The sequence below is a fragment of the Arthrobacter sp. S2(2024) genome (assembly GCF_036662515.1).
Lineage (GTDB): Bacteria > Actinomycetota > Actinomycetes > Actinomycetales > Micrococcaceae > Arthrobacter.
Genome location: NZ_JAYKZI010000006.1, coordinates 169,246 through 188,519 on the forward strand (window position 1 = coordinate 169,246; position 19,274 = coordinate 188,519).

Genomic DNA, 19,274 nt, shown 5'->3' on the forward strand with positions numbered 1-19,274 from the left:
TGGGGGTCCGGATCTTGCCGTCCGGCCTGTTTCTTCGCGTGTTCAGGCCCGACGGCGGCTGGTGAGTGGCGCCGTCGTCGGACGCTCTGCGCGGCTCAGCCTAGTTGCTGAGGTTGGCCAGGCGTTCGGGGCGGAGGAGCTCATCGAGCTGCTCCGAGGTCAGCAAGCCGTGTTCGAGAACGAGCTCGGCGACGCCCTTGCCGCTTGCCAGCGCTTCCTGGGCGATGGCGGTGGCGGAGGCGTAGCCGATGTGCGGATTGAGTGCCGTGACGAGTCCGATCGACTGCTCTACGGTGAGGCGCAGGTGTTCGGTATTCGCGGTGATGCCCCGAATGCAGCGCGACGTGAGTGTGCGGCACGCGGCTTCCAGGTGGGAGATGCTCTTGTGGAGGCTGTGGACGATAATCGGTTCGAAGGCGTTCAGCTGGAGCTGTCCGGCTTCGGCTGCCATGGTGACTGTGACATCGTTGCCGATGACTTCATACGCCACTTGGCTGACCACTTCCGGGATCACCGGATTGATCTTGCCTGGCATGATGGACGATCCCGACTGCACAGCCGGGAGGTTGATCTCGCCCAGTCCCGCACGCGGTCCGGAGGACAGCAAGCGGAGATCGTTGCAAATCTTGGAAAGCTTGACGGCGACGCGCTTGAGCACACCGGAGAGGTGGACGAACGCGCCTACGTCCTGGGTGGCCTCGATGAGGTCCACCGAGGTGACCAGCGGCAGGCCGGTGATCTCGGCCAAGTGCCTGCAGGCCGCTGCGGCGTATCCAACGGGAGCGTTCAGGCCGGTCCCGATGGCGGTTGCGCCGAGGTTGATCTCGTGGATGAGCAGCTGGGACTCGGCCAGTCGAGCCCGGTCCTCGCCCACGGTCACTGCGTAGCCGCCGAATTCCTGGCCGAGGGTCATGGGGACGGCGTCCTGCAACTGCGTGCGCCCCATCTTGACCACCGTGCGGAATTCCTGGCCCTTCTCCGCGAAGGCGACCTGGAGTTCCTGAAGAGCCTCGAGAAGGCCCTGGACCGAGAAAATGGTGGCCAGGTTGACGGCGGTGGGGTAGACGTCGTTGGTGGACTGGCTCAGGTTGACGTGGTCGTTCGGGTGCAGCCTGGCGTAGTCGCCTTTGGGGTGGCCAAGGATTTCAAGGGCCCGGTTGGCAATGACCTCGTTGGCGTTCATGTTGGAGCTGGTGCCGGCACCGCCTTGGATAACGTCCACCATGAACTGCTCGTGGAGCTTGCCGTCCAGGATGTCCTGGCAGGCTTGTTCGATGGCGTCGGCCCGTTCGTCGTCGAGGAGACCGAGTTCGCGGTTGGTGCGGGCAGCGGCGAGCTTGACCGCGGCGAGGCCCTTGACGAGGTTGGCGTTGCTGGCCAAGGGGTGGCCGGTGATGGGGAAGTTCTCGATGGCACGCAGCGTGTGCACGCCCCAGTAGGCATCAGCAGGGACGTCGCGGTCACCGAGGAGATCGTGTTCCGAGCGGAACCCTGGAATTGTCGTGGCGGGCACGGCAGAAGTCATTGCTGTCCTTTGGTCTTTGTGCTTGTTTGGCTGCGTCAGTTGGATGCAAGGAAGTTCGCGGCACGGAGCACGCCAACAGGGTGGCCGCCGCCCAACACAGGCGGGCTGGCGAGCGTGGCGAGCTGGCCGCCGTCGAGCCCTAGTTCCTCAAGGACGCGGACGGTGACGGGCATGCGGGCGCGGTCGGCGCCGTCGGAAATCTTGATGGCGATGCCTGTGCCGTTCCGCAGGCCGATGAGCTGGAGGCCTTCGAAGCCGTCCTTGGCGAGCAACCCGGGAACTGTACGCATGATCGCTGTGACGTCGCGCCCCTCGCCGGCCACCATCTCCGGGAAGGCGCGCATCGCGTGGGCTACTTGGCCTTCCGCTTCCGTGCTGTCCGCCGCCGCCATGCGGCCATAGGCCCGGGCCATGCCGTGCAGGCTGTGGGCGAAGAGCGGGGTGCCGCAACCGTCGGTGCTGACTGCCAACGCGTCTTCCCCCGTGAGTTCGGTGATGGTGTCCTTCACGAGCACTTGGAGGGGATGCTCGGGGTGCAGGTAACCCTGGACCGGCCATCCGTTGATGACGCACGTGGCGGCCATGGATGCGTGCTTGCCGGAACAGTTCTGTGCGAGCTGGGTGGGCTCGCCGCCGCTGCGGAGCCATGCTTCGCGCTCGGCGATGCCGTAGGGAAGGTCGGTGCTGTTTTCCAACGCGCTTTTGTCCAGGCCGTGCATTTCGAGGATGCGTGCGGCACCGTCGAGGTGCATCGCGGCGCCGGAGTGGCTTGCGGCGGTGAGGGCGAGGAGGTTCTCCGGAAGCTTGAGTCCCGCTCGGACCATGGCGACCGCCTGCAGCGGTTTGAGGGAGGACCGCGGGTAGAACGCGGCGTCGGGATCGCCCGCTTGGAGGAGTGTTTCGCCGTCAGGCCCGACGGCGATCAGGGAGCCGTAGTGGACGCTCTCGACCAGGCCGTCGCGGGTCTGTTCCGCGAGGGGGACGTGGCGCGGGGTTGGCGGAATCGTCCCTGCCGGGGTGGTTTCGGGCATAGCGGTGCGCGTTGCATGCGGGGTGGGCATGACTTCCTTCAGTTGGTGGATCATTTGCTGAGGATGGTGTCCAACGCAACGCTGACGGCGCTGAGATGGTCGGCCATGGCGGCTTCGGCGGCTGGGGAGTCGCCGGCTTCAATGGCTTCGACGATGCGGAGGTGTTCATCGTCTGAAACATGCTGGCGGTCGGCCACCATGTTCAAGGTTTCGGATTGATGGGCGAGGGCTTCGCGGATGTCTGCGACAACGCTTTCGAAGACCTTATTGCCGCTTGCGCGGGCGATGGCAGAATGGAAACTGGCGTCGAGGCTGACCCAGGTCTCAGGGTCGGTCTCGGCTGCCATTGAATCGACAATTTCCTTGAGGTGCTCAAGTTCTTCCGGGCTGCGGCGTTTCGCAGCCAGGCCGGCTGCCGGTACTTCGATATGGGGGCGGGCCTCGTTGAGGTCCCGTGCCGAGTACTGGCCGAGTGTGAGGTCGTTGGCTACCCTGTCCGCGACGACGAACGTGCCTCTGCCGGTCTTGGTGACCGTCAGTCCCAGCGCAGTGCAGGAGCGGAGCGCCTCACGGATGACCGAGCGGCTCACCCCGTATTGCGTTGCCAGGGTGGCTTCGGAGCTGAGTTTGGCCCCCACTTGCACGGCTCCGTTTTCAATGTCCTGGCGGATGGCGCTGAACACAGCTTCCGCTGCACTGAAGCGGGCGAGGGGCCGGGGGCTGGCTGGCTGGGCCCCTTGGGCTCCTTGGGCCGGCCGGGGGACGGCGCCGCTTGTGGCGGTGCGCTGGCCAGCTGCAGCTTTCTGGCTGACGGCTGGCTGTCCAGTGGCGGCCTGTCCGGCTGTCCGGCTGTCTGACAGGTTCACTCTACGAATATGGCACGGGTCACAGGGCGGTGTCAATGTTGGGAGCATAATTACTCCCATGGCCAACCGTCCGCGCGGGGGATGGGATTCAACGACACAGACAGCACCGCCCATCACAGTGGAGGTGCCGGTCCTCGGTGTCGGGGCAGGGCCTGCGGACTATGAGGAGTTGTCGCGGTACGTGTTTGCCTTGCGCAGGCAGCGGGGATTGCACATGACGCTATTGCACTTGGGCGTCCTGGATGACTTCTGCCGGGACGTGGCTGATTGGACCAAAGGCAACACCCGCGCCGATTCGGCCATGCTCAGGACCGTCGCGTGGCTTGAGGCACTGCCCGTACTGGAGGCCTTCTCCGGCAGCGCCGAAAGCCTGATCGTCCTGGGCAGCGGCGGAGTGTGCGGACTGGAAGTAGATGTGCCCGCCTCGGTGCATGACTTTCAGGTCTCCCTTGTACACGCGCTTCATGAACTCCTGGATGAACTGCTTGTCGACAACATCGACGACTTCATCCTCAGCTCCCCTGCCCTTGGATTCCGCTCGCCTCGATGGGTACCCCATGTGGCTGTGGGCAGGCCATTGCACAGGGGCCGCGGACCGTGGGAGATTGGCCAGGTGGGAGTTGACTTCGGCGAATCGCGGATCAGGAACCGCCAGCATTTCCCTCAATTGCCGTAGTGGTACCTGTAAGCGGCGATAAGCACTTCGACGCCATCGTCAGTTTCGACGAACTTGTACACCAGGCGATGTTCGTCCGTGATGCGCCGTGACCAATACCCGTGGAAACCATGTTTCAGGGGTTCAGGCTTGCCGATGCCCTCATTGCCGTGCCGGGCTATGTCCTGTAGCAACCCGTTGATTCTCTTTAGCGTCTTGCGATCTTGGGATTGCCACCAAACGTAGTCGTCCCACGCCGCTGAGGACCAGATCAGCCTCATTCAACGATATCCCGGGTCACGCCTCGGCCAGCTTCCAGTTCCTCGATGGACGATAGGATCCTTTGCGCGTTGGCTGGACTGCGCAGTAAGTAAGCGGTCTCACGGAGGGACTCGTAGTCATCACGCGAAACCATGACGACGTCTTCCTTGCCTGGCCGGGTAATGATTACTTCTTCGCGGTCATTCGTGACGGCGTCGAGAGTTTCCTTGTAGTGGGCTCGAGATTCCGAGTAGCTGAGTGTGCGCATGGTGATCTCCCTGAGTTGCGTACAGAATATTGTACGCCGCATCTTTGTCGGCGCCCACGGCGGATTCTTATCCGTGACTTCTCAGCCGGATCGTGCGGGCCTGGTGGATGGCGGCCAGGGCAACCGCGCTGGCCGTGAGCCTGAGGGCGTGGACCCTGTACCAGCGCTTCAACAGGGGCCTGCGGCGAGTCTCTTCGAGCGGATAGGGGCTGAAGAAAAGCTTGGGGTTGACTGACCGAAGCAGGTACGCCGTAGCTGCTGCCCCCGTGGCGGAGCTGGCTGCGCCCACCATCAGCCAAGCCCGATTGTCGGAATGCTTCCACCCGGCGACCAGGGCAGCGACGGCGGCAGGGGCGCTGAGAGGCGCGATCGGCGCGTAGTAGCGCCCGGGGCTTCCCGCTCCAAAGGGGGTTCGGGGGAGTTCGCTGCTCGCTGCCGAGGCCGCGACCCGGTCCGGGATTTTGACGATGGCCTCATAGAGGTTGCCGAAGAACCAGTGTGCGTGGGTGAACTCCGCGACACTCAAGATCCAATCAGCGAACACGTCCCGGCGGTCTGAAGAAGTCTGTCCCATGCCCACAATCTACCGCCGATGCCCCGCGCCGGATGTGCAGTTCACCTACCACACCACCCGCCCGGGTTATATGGTCAGCACCATGGTCTGAGGACTGCGAGGCCAAACAACCGGCTCTATGGAGGGGAGTAGCCCTTGGTCAAGATCCGCATGATTTTGCCCGCGAATGTGCGCCATCGTTCCGGGGGAAACATCTACAACGCGAAGCTGGCTGAAGCCCTCCGGGGCCTGAGCACGGAGGTCTCGGTCTGCACGCTCGACGGCGGCTGGCCTTTGGGGAGTGCAGCAGACCGGAACCGCTTTGCAGCTGCACTTACCGGAGGGGAACAGGCCATCTACATTGTCGACGGCCTGATTGCCTCGGGTGCACCCGCGGAAATTGAGAGCGCAGCCGCTGCCGGGCGCCGTGTCTGGGTGCTGCTCCACATGCCCCCTTCCGGGGAGAATCCAGTAGAAACGAGCGCGCTGCGCGCTGCAACAGGTCTTCTCTGCACTGGTTCCCGGACTGCCGAAACGGCCAGAACCCTAGGCCTGGGCAACGTGCACTTGGCGATCCCCGGGGTAGATCTCCCATCGAAAACACGCCCGAGTTCGCGAGACGCTGGGGCGGCACCGCATTTCATCATGGTGGGCGTGCTGCTCCCCAATAAGGACCAGATCCTATTCGTCGACGCGTTGGCACGGATCAAGGACCTGGCGTGGACAGCGGCGCTTGTTGGCTCCACAAAAGCAGACCCTTCGTACGCCGCAGCCGTGCAGGAACGCATCCTCCGGAATGGACTGGAAAAACGGGTGGAAACAACAGGCGAGCTCTCCGGCCCGGCCCTGGAGGACCAGTGGAACCGGGCTGACCTCAGTCTGTTGATCTCACACTCGGAGTCCTTCGGCATGGTGGTCCAGGAGTCCCTGGCGCACGGCATACCGGTAGTGGTCCGAAAGGGAACCGGAGCCGTCGGAGCGCTCGGAGCCCAGGGTGCCGGTGGAGCCATCGATCTCACCGCGGGAATCGGATCGTTGGAGAACATCCTTCGGAGATGGCTGGGCGACGCTGCCCTACGGAAGCGATGGCAGTCAGCGGCCGAGGCAGCCAGCGGGGAGTTGCCGCGATGGGAAGATACCGCAGGGGAAGTCCTTCGCGCCGTCGTGGGGTCCTAAGCGCTTCCCTACAGGTGCTGGATGCCCGCCCTCTGCATGGCGTCCCGGTAGGTTTCGATGTTCTTTGCCAGGAGTTCCTGCTGCTTCGCCTCGGACAAGGCAAACGCCCGTCCACCGAGCGCGCTTGCCTTGTAGACCTTGATCCCGTGCTGCCGGAGCGGCGAGTGGTACGTCTTCTCGAACAGTGCCAGGAAAGCGGCGGCCTCCGCGCCGTGAGCGACGACGGCGGAGACTCTCTTGTTGATCTTGAGGAACTGGCGGAACGGACGGAGACCGTCGGTCTTCTCCTGTGCGCTCAGTGCCGGCGGCAGTTCGGGGTCGCGGACCCAGGGGTAGCAGTTCCACGGCATGACGTAGCGGACGTCCAAGTCGGCCGAGTCATAGATCAGCTGCGCACGTCGGGCGGCGTCGTCGTCGTTGAGGTGCGATACGAAACCCGAGGTGGGGGCCCGCCCGGGGCTGGTCTGGAGGGTGACGATCCGGCACTCATCTTCGTCATGCACCGGATCGATGTAAGGCACGGTGGAACCGGGCCGTTTGGCCATCAGTTCGTCGCACAGCTGCGTCACGGCAGCAATGTTGGGCTCCTGTAGCAAGGCCCGTTTTTCGTCCCAGTCAATGGTCACGTTCTCTCCTTCGGCAGCGCGGCGTCCAGAATCGGCGTCCCTTGCCACTTTACGCCGTCGCTTTACGCGGCGCTCACGCTCCTGCAGAGCCGAGGGACAAAACTGCCCGACGCCGGTCCGAGCGGCGAGCTTCCCGACCCGCCTTTGGCCCGGTCTTCTACTGACCTTTGAGCTTCTGCATGTCGCGCCGGTCCTTCTTGGTGGGCCGTCCCGCGCCGCGATCGCGCTGCGGCAGCCCGAGGGCGGGCGCGGCGGGACGCTCCGGTGTGTGGTCGGTGAAGCAATGGGACGCTGCTTCGGCCCCTACCCTTTTCGCAATGAGCCTGCGGACCTCAAGGATGCGCTCGAAGCCGGGCTGCCGTACGCGGATTGTGTCGCCGATAATCACGGACTGTGAAGCCTTGACCGGGTTCCCGTTGATTCGCACATGCCCCGCCCGGCAAGCGGTTGTGGCAGCGGAACGGGTCTTGTAAGCGCGGATCGCCCAGAGCCAGGCATCAATGCGCACATTGCCGGTTTTTGATGTTTGGGCGGAAGTCGGAAGGCTAGTCATGATTGCGAACGAGTATAGTCGGCGCGCGAACCGGCGGCTCCAACGCGAAACCGGTTACCGGCGTCGAAGTTCCGCATATTCAAGGTGGGGGACAACGGTACCTGCGTCGCGCTCCAGGAAGTTGGTACCGGGCGCCACGATCTCGTCTATGGCATCCAGCACGGCTTCGTTGAGGACAACATCCGCGGCCTTGAGGTAGTCGACCAGATGGTCCTCCGTGCGCGGACCGATAACCACGCTGCTGACGGCCGGATGGTTCAGGGCAAAGGCGACAGCAAGCTGGATGAGGGTGAGCCCATGCCGTTCGGCGACACGGCCCAAGGCATCGGCCGCCAGGAGTTTGTTCCTGTTGAAAGGTGCAGAGACGTCGAAGCGCCCGGGAACGGCCGACGCGCGGGAGCTTGCGGGCTGGGGGACTCCCACGCGGTAGTTCCCGGAGAGCCAGCCGCCGTCGAGCGGTCCATAGCTGAGCACGCCAAGGTTGTACTGCTGCGTGATTGCAAAGACGTCGCGCTCATTCGCGCGGACCAACAAGGAATAGGGCACCTGATCCACCACTGGCGGTATGAGGTGGTTGGTGGTGGCGATCCACTGTGCCTCCACAAGCTGCGACGGCGTGAACACCGACGTTCCGTAGTAGAGAATCTTGCCCTGCCGGATGAGGTCGTTGAGGGCCGTGATGGTTTCCAGGACGTCGGTGTTGTAGTCCGGACGGTGTGCCTGGTAAAGGTCGATCCTGTCCGTCTGCAAGCGGTTCAGGCTGCCTTCCACGGCCTTCATGATCCAGCGCCGGGAATTGCCTGCATGCGCGGGATTCGGCCCCATTTGTCCGTGGAACTTGGTGGAAAGGAAAACATCATCCCGCCTGGCATGGAGGGCCCGGCCCACAATGGCTTCCGCCTCGCCCTGCGAATAGATGTCCGCGGTATCGACGCTGGTGATGCCGGCGTCGAGGGCCGCGTGGACAATGCGGATGCTTTCTTCGGCGCCCGTGGGCGCCGAGCCCGTCCCAAGGTTAAGGGTTCCCAGGGTAAGGGGGCTGATCAGGGCGCCTGTGCGTCCCAGGGTTCGAAGCTCGCTGAGGCTCATCTCCGGCTTCCTCCGTGAAGAATCAAGGCTGTGCAATGGATTGACACGACGCTACACATGTCGTGGCCGGAGCACTCGAAAAACGTATAGATTCTTCGCTTTTCGTATTGCGGGGTAATGAAAACAGCGCGTGACGAATTATGAATTGACTTCACTCGACACGCGAATACACAAATATTGCTGTTATCGGCGTCGAGTGAATTAGTAGAAAGGCAGGCACGAAACTACAGAGAAAGGAACCCGCCATGACCCAGGTAACGGTGGATGGAGCCGCTTCGATCAAGCAGGCGTTCGCGCAATTTCCCTCAGGCGTGGCGGCCTTCAGTGCTATGGTCGGCTTCGCGCCGGAGGCCCTGGTGGCATCGAGCTTCACAGTGGGAGTCTCGCTCGAACCACCGCTGGTCATGTTCGCGGTGCAGAACTCTTCCACCACGTGGCCCAAGCTCCGGCGCGCCCCGCGACTGGGTGTTTCCATCTTGGCCCAGGGCCAGGAAGCCGTGTGCCTGCAGCTCTCCTCGCGGACCCAGGACCGATTCGCTGGCCTGGCGACCTCAACGAGCGACGCCGGGGCGGTGTTGATCGACGGCGCAGCGCTGGTGCTTGAATGCGAAGTGGTCTCAGAAACCCCCGCGGGTGACCACGCGATCGTCGTCCTCGAAGTGAAGTCCGTGGAGATTAACCACGACGCCGAGCCCCTCATCTACCACGGGGCAGGGTTCAGGCAACTGGCCGCGTGAGCTTGGTCGCGGCCCCAACTGACTCGCAGTAGATGTCGTTATCGGGCGTCAAAACGACAACAAATGCTAGTCAGTTGGGTCGGCCGGGCACTGAGGATTGGGTCAGGCGGGCACTGCGGGGCGCTAGGCCCGGGGGCGGGACCCTGCTGAGGCCGTCACACGGCCGGAAGATACGGGTTTGCCACCATGTGGTTCTCCCCGGTGTTCGCGGACCGGCGTGCCAGTCCCCGACGATTCCGCCACGTTCCCTTCAACGGGTTCGTCGGAAGCCGGCGGTTCCGGGTCCGAAGCTGACGCTTCCGCGGCCCGTTCAGCGTCGCGTGCCGCAGCCCGGGCATCGGCCTCGGCGACGGCGGCAGCCCACTGGCTGTTCAGGACCGGAGGATCCTGCTTTATCGCGACCACAAAAGGATGTTCCTTCGCCTGGGTTGTGGCTGTGGCTGCGATACCGTCCTTGATCTGGGCAGGCTTGGGCCACGTCCGTGGGTTGACCAGCGACTTCCAAGAGACGTTCCGGACGGCTGACCACGACGCCGACCACAGTAGCTTGGTGGTCCCAGCAAACCCAGGACGCGGTTCCCGAGGAACGGACGGCCCTGCGCCCAGCAAGCCGTCGTCCGCCGAGGTCGGTTCCTCGGAATCCGACGGCGGGACGGGGGCGCGTCGAGGCCTTGGTGGCAAGTGCACAACCGGTACGGCATCGCGTTTCGGGAAGATCCCGACCATCGCGAGCAGGATGATCCAAACCAGCTTCGCGACGCCGGCCAGCACCAAAGTGACAACCATCAGGAAGCCCAAACCAATGGACATCAACAAAGCCAGCCCGAGCGTTCCAAAAAAAGTCAGATTGAGGCCAAGTGTTGTTGGATCCTCCACGTAGCCTCCTCGAGCCAGAGTTGTGGGGTGGACGCCGCAACCGAAGGTCTGCGGGCATGTCATCTAGCCTAAGGGCGAAATCTTAAGGAATCATCCGCCAAACTCCGGCTCGCCGAGGTTGTTTCGAAGCTGTTATCTGCTGTGACAGAATTTGTTGCCTAGCTCTCACCTTCTCTTCAAGATAGGGCTTCAATGCCACTCGATCCGGCCCGCCTACGACTAGGCGCTTGCCCCTGTTTGTCCGGAGAGCAGTACACCGAGTGCTGCGGACGCTTCCATCGTGGAGACTCCGACGCGCCCACCGCGGAACAGCTCATGCGTTCGCGCTACTCCGCCTTTGTTGTCCTTGATAGCGATTACCTTCTGCGCACGTGGCACCCGGACACCAGGCCTGCCGCGCTGGACCTGGACCCGGACATTGAATGGCGCAGGCTGGACATCCTGGCCACGCGCCAAGGCGGCCCCTTGGACACCGAAGGGACGGTCGAGTTTGCAGCACATTACCGTTCCGACGGCGAACGCGGAGTCCAGCGCGAAAACAGCCGCTTCCTGCGGATCCACCGGCGCTGGTACTACCTCGACGGCGATGTCGGCTAGCCGCGTCGATCGGCATCAGCCTCAGCGGTACTTCCGGTGCAGGCTCTCCTTCGACGAGGCGCCCGGGGTGGCATCGGCGATCCACGGACCTGTTCCTTCGGATTGGTCAAGGATTCCGGCCTCAAGCCACGCATAGTCGCCTGCAAGGACGTTCGAGGACAACTCATGATCGACGTCGTCGGTGTTCCGCCACAACTGATCGAAGTACCCGTCCACGCGAATCCGCGCTTGCTCGCAGTAAGCCTCGGCGAGCTCGTACGCCGCGGCGCCTTGCTCCGGAGCGGTCTGCAGCAGCATCTCGGCCCGTGAGCAGCACGCTGCCATGGCAAACAACTCGGCCCCGATATCCACGATCCTGCCGAGGAACGCTTGTTTGTATTCGAGCCTTGCCTGCCAGCGGCCCATGCCGTAGAAAGTCTGCCGGGCGAGCCGGCGCGAAGCCCGTTCCACATACCTCAGTTGCTTCGCGAGGCGCCCGAACTCGCTGTAGGACCGGGGGTCCATGCCGGCCCCGGCCACCAGCTTAGGGAGCCATTTGGCGTAGAAACCTGAGGCGCCGACGGCGGCACGCGCCTTCTCCTGCAGGGTTGCGTCTGCGGAGGCGAGCTCGCCCGCGGCCGAAAGGTGGGCATCGACGGCTTCGCGGGCGATGAGCAGGCGCATGATTTCGGACGAGCCTTCGAAGATCCGGTTGATGCGCATGTCCCTCAGCAACTGCTCGGCGGCCACCGCGCGTTCTCCGCGGGCCTCCAGGGAATCCGCCGTCTCAAACCCGCGGCCACCCCGGATTTGGACCAACTCATCAGCCACCGTGTAGCTCAGTTCAGTGGACCAAAGTTTGGCCAGCGCAGCCTCGATCCGCACATCCTTCTGGCCGGCGTCGGCCATCTCGGCGGACAGTTCGAAAACGGCTTCAAGCGCGAAGGTGGTGGCGGCGATGAACGCGATCTTCTTGCCGACGGCCTCATGTTTTCCGACCGGCCGGCCCCATTGGGTGCGGGCGTTGGACCATTCGCGGGCGATCTTCAAGGACCACTTACCCGCCGCCACGCAAAGGCCCGGGATGGAGAGCCGGCCGGTGTTGAGCGTGGTGAGCGCGATCTTGAGTCCCTGGCCTTCGCGGCCCAGCCGGTTGGCTGCAGGTACGCGGACTTGGTGGAACCGCGTCACGCCGTTCTCGATGCCGCGCAGGCCCATGAAGGCGTTGCGGTTCTCCACCGTGATGCCGGGGGAGTCCATTTCCACGACGAACGCCGTGATCCCGCCTTTGAGCGCCGTCCCGTCGGGGGCTGCGCGGGCAGGGACAACCGCCATGACCACTACCAATTCGGCGATCACGCCGTTGGTGGTCCAAAGTTTGACGCCGTCCAAAAGGTAGGACTCGCCGTCGTCGCTTGGCACTGCGGTGCAGCCCATCCGGGCGGGGTCGCTGCCGACGTCGGGCTCGGTCAGCAGGAACGCCGTGATGGCGCCGGCGGCGCAACGCGGCAAGTACTCCTGTTTTTGTTCGGGCGTGCCGAACACTTTGACCGGCTCCGGGACGCCGATGGACTGGTGCGCCGAGAGCAACGCGCCAAGGCTCGGATGGACTGATCCCAACAGCGCCAACGCCCTGCCGTAGTAGACCAGCGAGAGGCCCAAGCCGCCGTACTCGCGCGGAATCTTCATGCCGAAAACGCCCAACCCGATGAGGCCAGCGAGGTATTCGTCCGGGATCTTGGCATCGCGTTCGATGGCTCGGCCGGACATGGTGCCGCAGAACTCCGTCAGCTTCGCCATGAACTCTTCGCCGCGCTCGACGTCGTCGGCTCTTGCCTGGGGCCAAGGATGGATCAGCCCCAGATCGAAGTCTCCCAAATACAGCCCCTTGGCGAAACTGGGGCGGTTCCATTCGGTGTCGCGGGCGGCCTCGGCGACTGCGCGGGCTTCTGCGGCCGTGACGCCGTTGCTCTTGTTGTCAGTGGCGGAGGTCATGGGAGGACTCCTCTTGCCGGTTGTGCCGGTTTCGAGCCCAGGATCCGCCTCGGGTGGTGGACCCTTCAGCTGTCCCTCAATGCTACTCGCGGGTAGGTACCTGTGCTAGGGGCGGTCTGGGACGGGAATTCCACTGGCAGTTCCACTTTTCCGGCCTGGTGGACCAGCTGGTCCCACGCAAAATTGATGCCGTGGACCAGCCCGCCCAGCACGTTCTTCACGGTGTACCAGGCGAGGCTTCCGGCGCCGAGCAACGCAAGTGCGGCCATTGCGGCTACCGCGATGAAGGCTGCCAGAACCAGGCCAAGGATTAGTGTTCCCGCGAAGACATAAGTGCTGGTGTCTAAGGTCGTCAAGTCGAACTGCATTGGGTCCCCTCCGCAACGCTGCCAAAGCCGACGTCGGAGCGTCGACGTCGTTGGTGTCGACATTAGGGGCGGCGTCATCGGTTCAGCTAGCAACGACACCGGCGTCGGGACTGTTGATACGCGATCGAAACCCTACCGGGAGGTAGATCACGGAAGGGTTGCGGCGCACCCTGCGTTAACCTTGTACGGGGCAGTTTTCGGGATTTCCGCTGCCAGAAGGTTCCGCGGCAGCTGAAGGAGAGTAAGTGTCCCGCTCAGCAATGTCCTCAGCCGACGCCATCAGTGCGCGGCTCAGGGATCTCGAACTCCTGACCAAAGGCCCCGCCTGGGCCCTCACGCGCTCGGCGCCCTGGGTCATCGCGGTGCTCCAGGCATCCTTCACCCGAACGAAACCGCAGCTGCCGCTCGAAGAGTTCCATGCCGACGTCGACGCTTTCCTCGAGCAGCTCCGCAGGCAGGATCCCGGGCTGGGCGGCCAGGGGAGCGGCAAGGCCTTTGCGGACGAATGGACCCGAAAGCAGTTCCTGACCCGACGCAGCCAGTCCGGCCAGATCGTCTACGAAATCACCGAGGCCGCCGCAAGAGTCCTGGCATTCCTGGACAGCCTCTCCAGCGAACGTTCCACGCTCAACGGTTCCAGGCTCGGGACGTTGCTGGGCGACGTCGAAAAGCTCGCCAACGAGACGAACCCGGACCAGAGCGCCCGTTTGGAATCCCTTGAAGAGGAGATCCAGGAGCGGCAGCAGCTGATCGAAGACATCAGTTCCGGCGACTTCGACGGTCTTTTGGATGATGAGGAAGCCGTCGAAGCAGCCGGGAACATCCTGGACCTTGCGGCAAGCCTGCCTGCCGATTACAAGAAGATGCGTGACCGCATCGAAGAACTGGTAGGCGAGCTCCGCAACCAGATCATCGAGGAGTCGCTCAGCAAGGGTGCAACGATGGCGCAGGTCCTGGAGGCGGACAAACGCTTGCGGCAGAGCCCCGAAGGCCGTACCTTCCGTTCCTTCACGGCGTTCCTTGAGGACCCGCAGCAACAGTTGCGCTTCCGTTCGGCGATCGGCGACGTGCTGAGCCGCCAATTCGCGGATGACCTCAGCCATGAGGACAGGGAAACCCTCAAGAACCTCGTGGCGGAACTGCGCACGCAGCACAGCCAGATCCAGCGCATCTACGGCCGGCTTTCGGAGAGCCTCAACAACTACATCCAAAGCGACGATATCCGCCAGTCCGTCCGGCTCCGGCAGGTCTTGCGCGAAGCCGAACAGGCTATCCGCTCGATGCCGTACGAGCGCGACCGTCCCGGCCTGGTCCGAGGCCCGGTGTTGTTCAATGCGGGATTCGAATCCCTCGCCATGGTCAAGCTCTTCGACCCGGATGAGTTCGCGGCGCCGCCAAAGCTCGCCGACCCCATCGCCTTCAGCGATTCGGACCGCGTGCGTTCACTTCGCTCCGCGAAGGCAAGGCCCGACGTCGTCCGCTCCGCCATGGCGGGCGCAGCCACACTGGCAGAGGCCTGGGCGAACCTCCCGGAGGGTGAACGGCACATCAACACCGTCCGGGCCCTTCTGTCCGAAGCGCTGCACGGTGGTGCGGCGTTCGACCGGGCCACCTGGGAAAACATCGACTTCGAACAAATCGATGGCAGCACACGCACCGCGTACCTGCCGCTCGTGACCCTGACTAAGGATTCCGATGACTGACGCCCACCCCACCGAGCATGCCCCCTCTTCGGAACAAAGAGTGGACATAGCGCAGCATGTCCACTCCGATCCCTTCCGCGTCACGCCGCGCGACACATTCGTAGACGGCGCGGCGTTGTTCCCGGGCGACACCGGCGTGCTGCCTATGAAGGTCCGCCAGGCTCTCGTGCGGCTGCTCAAGGGTCCGTATGTCGACGGCGGCCGCGACGAAAAGCTCTGGACCACCCTTCTGGACAACCAAGTGATCCTCCGCAGCCGGCTTTCGGAGCTTTTCCTGAACCTGCAACTGGATCACGAGCGCAAGATCGCGGTGCTCCGTCCCGTCGATCCCGAAGCCATCGGAGGAAGCACCCGCTCGAGCATCCTTCGTCAGCAACGTGCGTTGAGCCGGGTCGAAACCATCGTGCTTCTGCGCCTGAGGCTCCTTCTCGACCGCCACGTCACTGCCCAGACCGAGCCTGTGATCACCCGCGAAGAAATCGCCGAACTCGTGGCGCACTACCAGCCATCCGGCCAACAAGACGCCCTCCGCGACACCGACGTCGTGAACCGCACCATCACGAAGCTCCTGGCCCGCCAACTCCTCCTGCCTACGGGCATCGAGGACACGTTCGCGATCTCCAAGGCCCTCCCCCTGGCGCTCCCCTTCGAAAACATCGGCGACATCCCGGCCCAAATCGAAGCACTGATCGCGGTAGCAGCCGACGAATCAGGCACTGAACCCCTCATCGAACTAACGGAAACGGACGACCCCAACTCCAACGACGACGCTGAGTCCGACACCGGGGAAGAGGACGACGTGGTGACCGACAGCAGTGGTGACGCATCCACCGCGGAGGCAAAGGCGACCACAACTGACGCAACCACACTTGACGCAACTGACGAAACCAAGGAGGCAGCCAAGTGACCATTGCGACGATGCTTCCGATCGGCGAACTCACCAACCCGGGCCAGATGCGCCTCGCCTTGGTCCAGGTGGTCAATTGGGGCACGTTCCACGGCGCCCACACGATGCACGTGGACCGCAACGGCACCCTGCTGACAGGCAACTCAGGCGTCGGCAAGTCCACGTTGTTCGATGCCATGCTGCGTGTCTTCGATGCCCGTCCGCGCTCCAATGAGGCTGCGGCGCAGCGGGCCGGCGGGGCTGTGGAGGACAAGAGGACCACGTTCACGTACATGCGTGGAAAAGTGGGCGACAAGGCCGTGGGCGAGGGTTCGGCGAGTGCCTTCCAGCGCCCCGGTGCCACGTGGTCCGCCGTCGCGCTGACGTTCGACAACGCTGCCGGCACCAAGGTGACGATCTCGGCCCTTTTCGACCTGCCCAAGAACGGCACGGAGTCCAGCGTCGGCCGGTTCTATGTGATTGACAACAAGCCCCTGGATCTCGGCGCGATTGAGGGCATCGCGGAGAAGCGCTTCACCAAGGGCGCGCTGGAGACAATCTTCCCGGACGCCCAGATCTTCGATGTGCACAAGGCCTTTGCGGAGCGTTTCCGGCGGCTTCTCGGCATCAACTCGGACCAGGCGCTTCCGCTTTTGCGGGTGATCCAGGCCGGCAAGGGGCTCGGCGGCAGCGTCAACACGTTCTTCCGCGACCAGGTGCTCGACGCGCCCGCGACGCTCACTGCTGCGGACGACGTCGTCGAGGAATTCAGCAACCTCATGTCCATCAGGCAGCGGCTGGAGGACGTGCGCCAGCAGCGCGACCAGCTCGCCCCCGTCCCTGGGATGAACAAGGAGTATGCCCAGTCGTTGCTGGAAGCCAACCGGCTCCGGGAGCTCAGCGGCGAGGAATTCGACGCCTACAAGCAGCAGCTCTCGGTCACGGTCCATGCCAAGACTTTGGCCCGTTTCAAGGACCTTGCCCAGGCGAAAGCCAAGGAGCTCAGCGCCGAGCGGGGCGTCCGGGACGCGCTCGCCAAGGAGCTTCGCCAGCTCGAGTCGGATTACAACAACCAGGGCGGTAACGCGATTTCGGCGATCGAGCAGTCGCTCGAAAATGCCCGGGTCGGCCTCAAGCTTCGCCAGCAGGTGGAGGAGGCGGCACGCCAAGCATTGGCCGACGCCGGACTCAACCTTGAGTGGACGGCTGAGGGTTGGGAGCAGGCCCACGAGCAGGCAGCGAGCCGCTCCGCCGAACTCAAGGACGATTCGGAAGCGCTGCGGGAACTCCGCTTCGAAGCTTTCGACGGCCACGCCACCAAGAAACGCGAACTCGCCGCAGCCCAGCAGGAGCTCGTCTCGTTGAAGACGCGCAAGTCCCTGCTGCCGCCGTCGAGCATTGAAAACCGCGCCGCAATCGCGGCAGCCACTGGCGTTCCCGAGGACCGGATGCCCTTTGGAGGCGAGCTGATAGACCTCGCCGAGGGGGAGGAACAGTGGCGGCCCGCGGCCGAGCGTGCTTTACGGAACCTCGCCACGACGCTGCTTGTTCCCGGAGAGCACTTCGCCGCCGTCACGCGCTACCTGAATGACAACACGGTCCGCGGCGCGCTGCGGGCAGTGGACGTGTCCAAACCGCTCGCGGGCGGGGCCTTGGCTGTGGAGGACGTGTCCGACGGCGATTTGCTCACGAAGCTGAACATCCTCACCTTGGGGGCGAACGCCGACGCCGGAGAGTGGATCCGCGAGCGGATCGCCCTCGATTTCGCGTACCCGTGCGTGGAAGACCCGGACGAGCTCGCGAAGTTGGACAAAGGCCTGAGCCTGGGCGGAGTGGTCAAGCGCAACAGGCACACAGTGGAGAAGGACGATCGTTTCACGAGCCGGCAAGACTATGTTCTCGGTTTCGACAACGCTTCCAAGCTGGAGCTCGTGGCCGCGAAGGTCGGCGAGCTCGAGAACGAGCTTCTGAAGGCCGCCGAACTCGCCCAAAGCCGCGAGGATTCGCACCAAGGCATGACCCGCCAGCTCGATGCCTTGCGTCGCATCGCCGACGATGAGCGTGGCTGGGAACAGGTCTCTGCAGCGGTGGCGGCCGAGGAACTCGCGAAGATCGAGCAGCGGCTCAAGGATGCCTTGGCCGCGCAGGCCGATCTGGAGCCCTTGCGTGCAAATATCGAGGCCGTACGCGAAAAGCACCAGTCCTCCACAGGTTCGGCGGCGGTTTTGCAGAGCGAATACAAGACGCTCGACCACCAGATGACCACGGCTGACGCCCTCCTGGATGCTGCGCGCAACCGCCTGGACCAGGCGCCGCCGTCGGGCGCTACAGTTGCTGCCCTCGAGCCGTACTTCAGCGCATTCGGCGAGGTGGGCGAGCTCCATGAACTCGACACCCTGGCTGCCGAAGTCCGGAGCAAGCTCTTGGCGGAACTGCATGCCACTGAGTCGCGCGGGCAGGCGTTGGCCGAGCGGCTGACGCGCATGTTCGAAGGATTCGTGCGCGAATGGGGTACCGCCATTTCCGCGGACCACGGGACCTCGATCGGCGCCGCGGGGGAGTTCGAGTCCCGCTACCACCAGATCGTCAGCGAAGGGTTGCCCGCGCAGGAGGCCGAATTCCGGCAGTTCTTCAACCAGCGCACGCACGAATCGTTCAGCACGCTTCTCCACCTGCTAGACGAGGAACGCCGTGCCATCACGAGCCGCATCCTTCCCCTCAACGGCATCCTGTCCGAGGTCAACTTCCACGAGGGCAGCTTCCTGGAACTCGATATCAAACAGACGCTGCCCGCCACTGCGAAGCAGTTCAAGGACGCCATCCACAACGCGTTGAAGACGCGCCACTCGCGGCCGTCCCGCGCGGCCGGCGCCGCTTCGGGGGCCGCGGGCTCACCCGAGGCGGACGACGACGTCGAACTCACCAACCGCTACAAGTCGCTCGAAACCCTGGTCAAGCGGCTCGGTTCGCAGACCCCCGAGGACCGGCGCTGGCGAGCCGAGGTGCTGGATGTCCGCGGGCACCTCTTCATCCAGTGCAAGGAGCACCGCTCCGTCCAAGGCCCGCGGGGTGGCAAGAAGACCGAGGTGTACATGCACGCAGACACCGGATCGATGTCCGGTGGCGAGCGGCAGCGATTCACTGCGTTCATCATGGCGGCGGCCCTGAGCTACCAATTGGGCATCGCCGAGCAGGGTTTCACAACGTACGGAACGGTGATGATGGACGAGGCGTTCGTCCTCGCGTCGGAGGAGTTCGCCGGCGCAGGCATCAAGGCCCTGCACGAGTTCGGCTTCCAGTTGTTGCTGGCGGCCCCCGAAAACGTCATCGACCTGTCCCGGCATCTTGGTTCGGTCACGGAAATCCTGCGCGACAAGCGGACCAACCGCTCCGGCGTGCTCACGGCCCCCGTCATCGGCGCCCCGGGCGCGCCCGGCGAATGGCGTTCCGAAGCCAACCCCGTGGACATCGTGCTCCGCTAGCCCCGACGCTCGCTCACGTATGTCGGGTTTCCGGCGGACGCTCGCTCA

General features: G+C 64.0%; 19 protein-coding genes. 7 read left to right on the plus strand and 12 right to left on the minus strand.

Annotated features, from left to right (window positions below; translation table 11 throughout):
- Positions 1-100: 100 nt before the first annotated feature.
- Genes aspA through VLA65_RS14355 form a run of 3 tightly spaced genes read right to left on the minus strand, consistent with a single transcriptional unit; the run spans position 101 to position 3,422 of the window.
- Positions 101-1,525, minus strand: coding sequence for an aspartate ammonia-lyase (gene aspA / locus VLA65_RS14345; RefSeq protein ID WP_307053253.1), 1,425 nt, complete (start codon positions 1,523-1,525; stop codon positions 101-103).
- A gap of 35 nt (positions 1,526-1,560) precedes the next feature.
- Positions 1,561-2,586: an asparaginase gene (locus VLA65_RS14350; RefSeq protein WP_442880310.1), complete on the minus strand. Its 1,026-nt coding sequence runs from the start codon at positions 2,584-2,586 to the stop codon at positions 1,561-1,563.
- A 20-nt stretch (positions 2,587-2,606) separates the two neighbouring features.
- Positions 2,607-3,422: a FadR/GntR family transcriptional regulator gene (locus tag VLA65_RS14355; RefSeq protein WP_284991977.1), complete on the minus strand. Its 816-nt coding sequence runs from the start codon at positions 3,420-3,422 to the stop codon at positions 2,607-2,609.
- Between the two features lie 58 nt (positions 3,423-3,480).
- Here VLA65_RS14355 and VLA65_RS14360 point away from each other — a divergent pair, with 58 nt between their 5' ends.
- The gene (locus VLA65_RS14360; protein ID WP_332602900.1) at positions 3,481-4,098 is read left to right on the plus strand and encodes a hypothetical protein; all 618 of its coding nucleotides are present in this window, start codon (positions 3,481-3,483) and stop codon (positions 4,096-4,098) included.
- Here the strand turns inward: VLA65_RS14360 and VLA65_RS14365 are convergent.
- The 3 genes from VLA65_RS14365 to VLA65_RS14375 all read right to left on the minus strand — a co-directional run bounded on the left by VLA65_RS14365 (position 4,086) and on the right by VLA65_RS14375 (position 5,180).
- Positions 4,086-4,358 (minus strand): Txe/YoeB family addiction module toxin, encoded by a 273-nt coding sequence (locus VLA65_RS14365; protein WP_306963537.1) that lies wholly within the window; start codon positions 4,356-4,358, stop codon positions 4,086-4,088. The genes VLA65_RS14360 and VLA65_RS14365 overlap by 13 nt on opposite strands.
- Positions 4,355-4,606, minus strand: coding sequence for a type II toxin-antitoxin system Phd/YefM family antitoxin (locus VLA65_RS14370; RefSeq protein ID WP_306963534.1), 252 nt, complete (start codon positions 4,604-4,606; stop codon positions 4,355-4,357). The genes VLA65_RS14365 and VLA65_RS14370 overlap by 4 nt, the downstream gene beginning before the upstream one ends.
- A 67-nt stretch (positions 4,607-4,673) precedes the next feature.
- Complete coding sequence (locus VLA65_RS14375) at positions 4,674-5,180, minus strand: hypothetical protein (RefSeq protein ID WP_332602901.1); 507 nt, start codon at positions 5,178-5,180, stop codon at positions 4,674-4,676.
- 135 nt (positions 5,181-5,315) lie between these two features.
- Between VLA65_RS14375 and VLA65_RS14380 the strand changes: the two genes are divergently transcribed.
- The gene (locus VLA65_RS14380; RefSeq protein WP_332602902.1) at positions 5,316-6,335 is read left to right on the plus strand and encodes a glycosyltransferase family 4 protein; all 1,020 of its coding nucleotides are present in this window, start codon (positions 5,316-5,318) and stop codon (positions 6,333-6,335) included.
- A gap of 8 nt (positions 6,336-6,343) precedes the next feature.
- On the opposite strand, the gene VLA65_RS14385 is transcribed toward VLA65_RS14380, so the two are convergent.
- From VLA65_RS14385 to VLA65_RS14395, 3 genes are all read right to left on the minus strand, one after another.
- On the minus strand, positions 6,344-6,961 hold the full coding sequence (locus VLA65_RS14385) for a uracil-DNA glycosylase (RefSeq protein ID WP_059388685.1): 618 nt from the start codon (positions 6,959-6,961) through the stop codon (positions 6,344-6,346).
- A 157-nt stretch (positions 6,962-7,118) separates the two neighbouring features.
- A complete protein-coding gene (locus VLA65_RS14390; protein ID WP_236813437.1) occupies positions 7,119-7,514 on the minus strand; it encodes an RNA-binding S4 domain-containing protein in 396 nt (131 codons plus the stop codon).
- A 54-nt stretch (positions 7,515-7,568) separates the two neighbouring features.
- Complete coding sequence (locus VLA65_RS14395) at positions 7,569-8,603, minus strand: aldo/keto reductase (RefSeq protein WP_332602903.1); 1,035 nt, start codon at positions 8,601-8,603, stop codon at positions 7,569-7,571.
- 245 nt (positions 8,604-8,848) lie between these two features.
- Here VLA65_RS14395 and VLA65_RS14400 point away from each other — a divergent pair, with 245 nt between their 5' ends.
- The gene (locus VLA65_RS14400; RefSeq protein ID WP_332602904.1) at positions 8,849-9,340 is read left to right on the plus strand and encodes a flavin reductase family protein; all 492 of its coding nucleotides are present in this window, start codon (positions 8,849-8,851) and stop codon (positions 9,338-9,340) included.
- 123 nt (positions 9,341-9,463) lie between these two features.
- On the opposite strand, the gene VLA65_RS14405 is transcribed toward VLA65_RS14400, so the two are convergent.
- Positions 9,464-10,216, minus strand: a complete 753-nt coding sequence (locus VLA65_RS14405; RefSeq protein WP_332602905.1) for a hypothetical protein — start codon at positions 10,214-10,216, stop codon at positions 9,464-9,466.
- Between the two features lie 192 nt (positions 10,217-10,408).
- Here VLA65_RS14405 and VLA65_RS14410 point away from each other — a divergent pair, with 192 nt between their 5' ends.
- On the plus strand, positions 10,409-10,813 hold the full coding sequence (locus tag VLA65_RS14410) for a YchJ family protein (protein WP_306963522.1): 405 nt from the start codon (positions 10,409-10,411) through the stop codon (positions 10,811-10,813).
- 21 nt (positions 10,814-10,834) lie between these two features.
- Here VLA65_RS14410 and VLA65_RS14415 read toward each other — a convergent pair whose 3' ends face one another.
- Positions 10,835-12,787 (minus strand): acyl-CoA dehydrogenase family protein, encoded by a 1,953-nt coding sequence (locus VLA65_RS14415; protein ID WP_332602906.1) that lies wholly within the window; start codon positions 12,785-12,787, stop codon positions 10,835-10,837.
- Between the two features lie 65 nt (positions 12,788-12,852).
- The gene (locus VLA65_RS14420) at positions 12,853-13,155 is read right to left on the minus strand and encodes a hypothetical protein (protein WP_059388681.1); all 303 of its coding nucleotides are present in this window, start codon (positions 13,153-13,155) and stop codon (positions 12,853-12,855) included.
- Between the two features lie 245 nt (positions 13,156-13,400).
- Here VLA65_RS14420 and VLA65_RS14425 point away from each other — a divergent pair, with 245 nt between their 5' ends.
- Genes VLA65_RS14425 through VLA65_RS14435 form a run of 3 tightly spaced genes read left to right on the plus strand, consistent with a single transcriptional unit; the run spans position 13,401 to position 19,226 of the window.
- Positions 13,401-14,858: a DUF3375 domain-containing protein gene (locus VLA65_RS14425; protein ID WP_284991987.1), complete on the plus strand. Its 1,458-nt coding sequence runs from the start codon at positions 13,401-13,403 to the stop codon at positions 14,856-14,858.
- Positions 14,851-15,765: a DUF4194 domain-containing protein gene (locus VLA65_RS14430; protein ID WP_084784478.1), complete on the plus strand. Its 915-nt coding sequence runs from the start codon at positions 14,851-14,853 to the stop codon at positions 15,763-15,765. The genes VLA65_RS14425 and VLA65_RS14430 overlap by 8 nt, the downstream gene beginning before the upstream one ends.
- Positions 15,762-19,226, plus strand: coding sequence for an ATP-binding protein (locus VLA65_RS14435; protein WP_284991988.1), 3,465 nt, complete (start codon positions 15,762-15,764; stop codon positions 19,224-19,226). Before VLA65_RS14430 ends, VLA65_RS14435 begins: the two co-directional genes overlap by 4 nt.
- Positions 19,227-19,274: the final 48 nt, after the last annotated feature.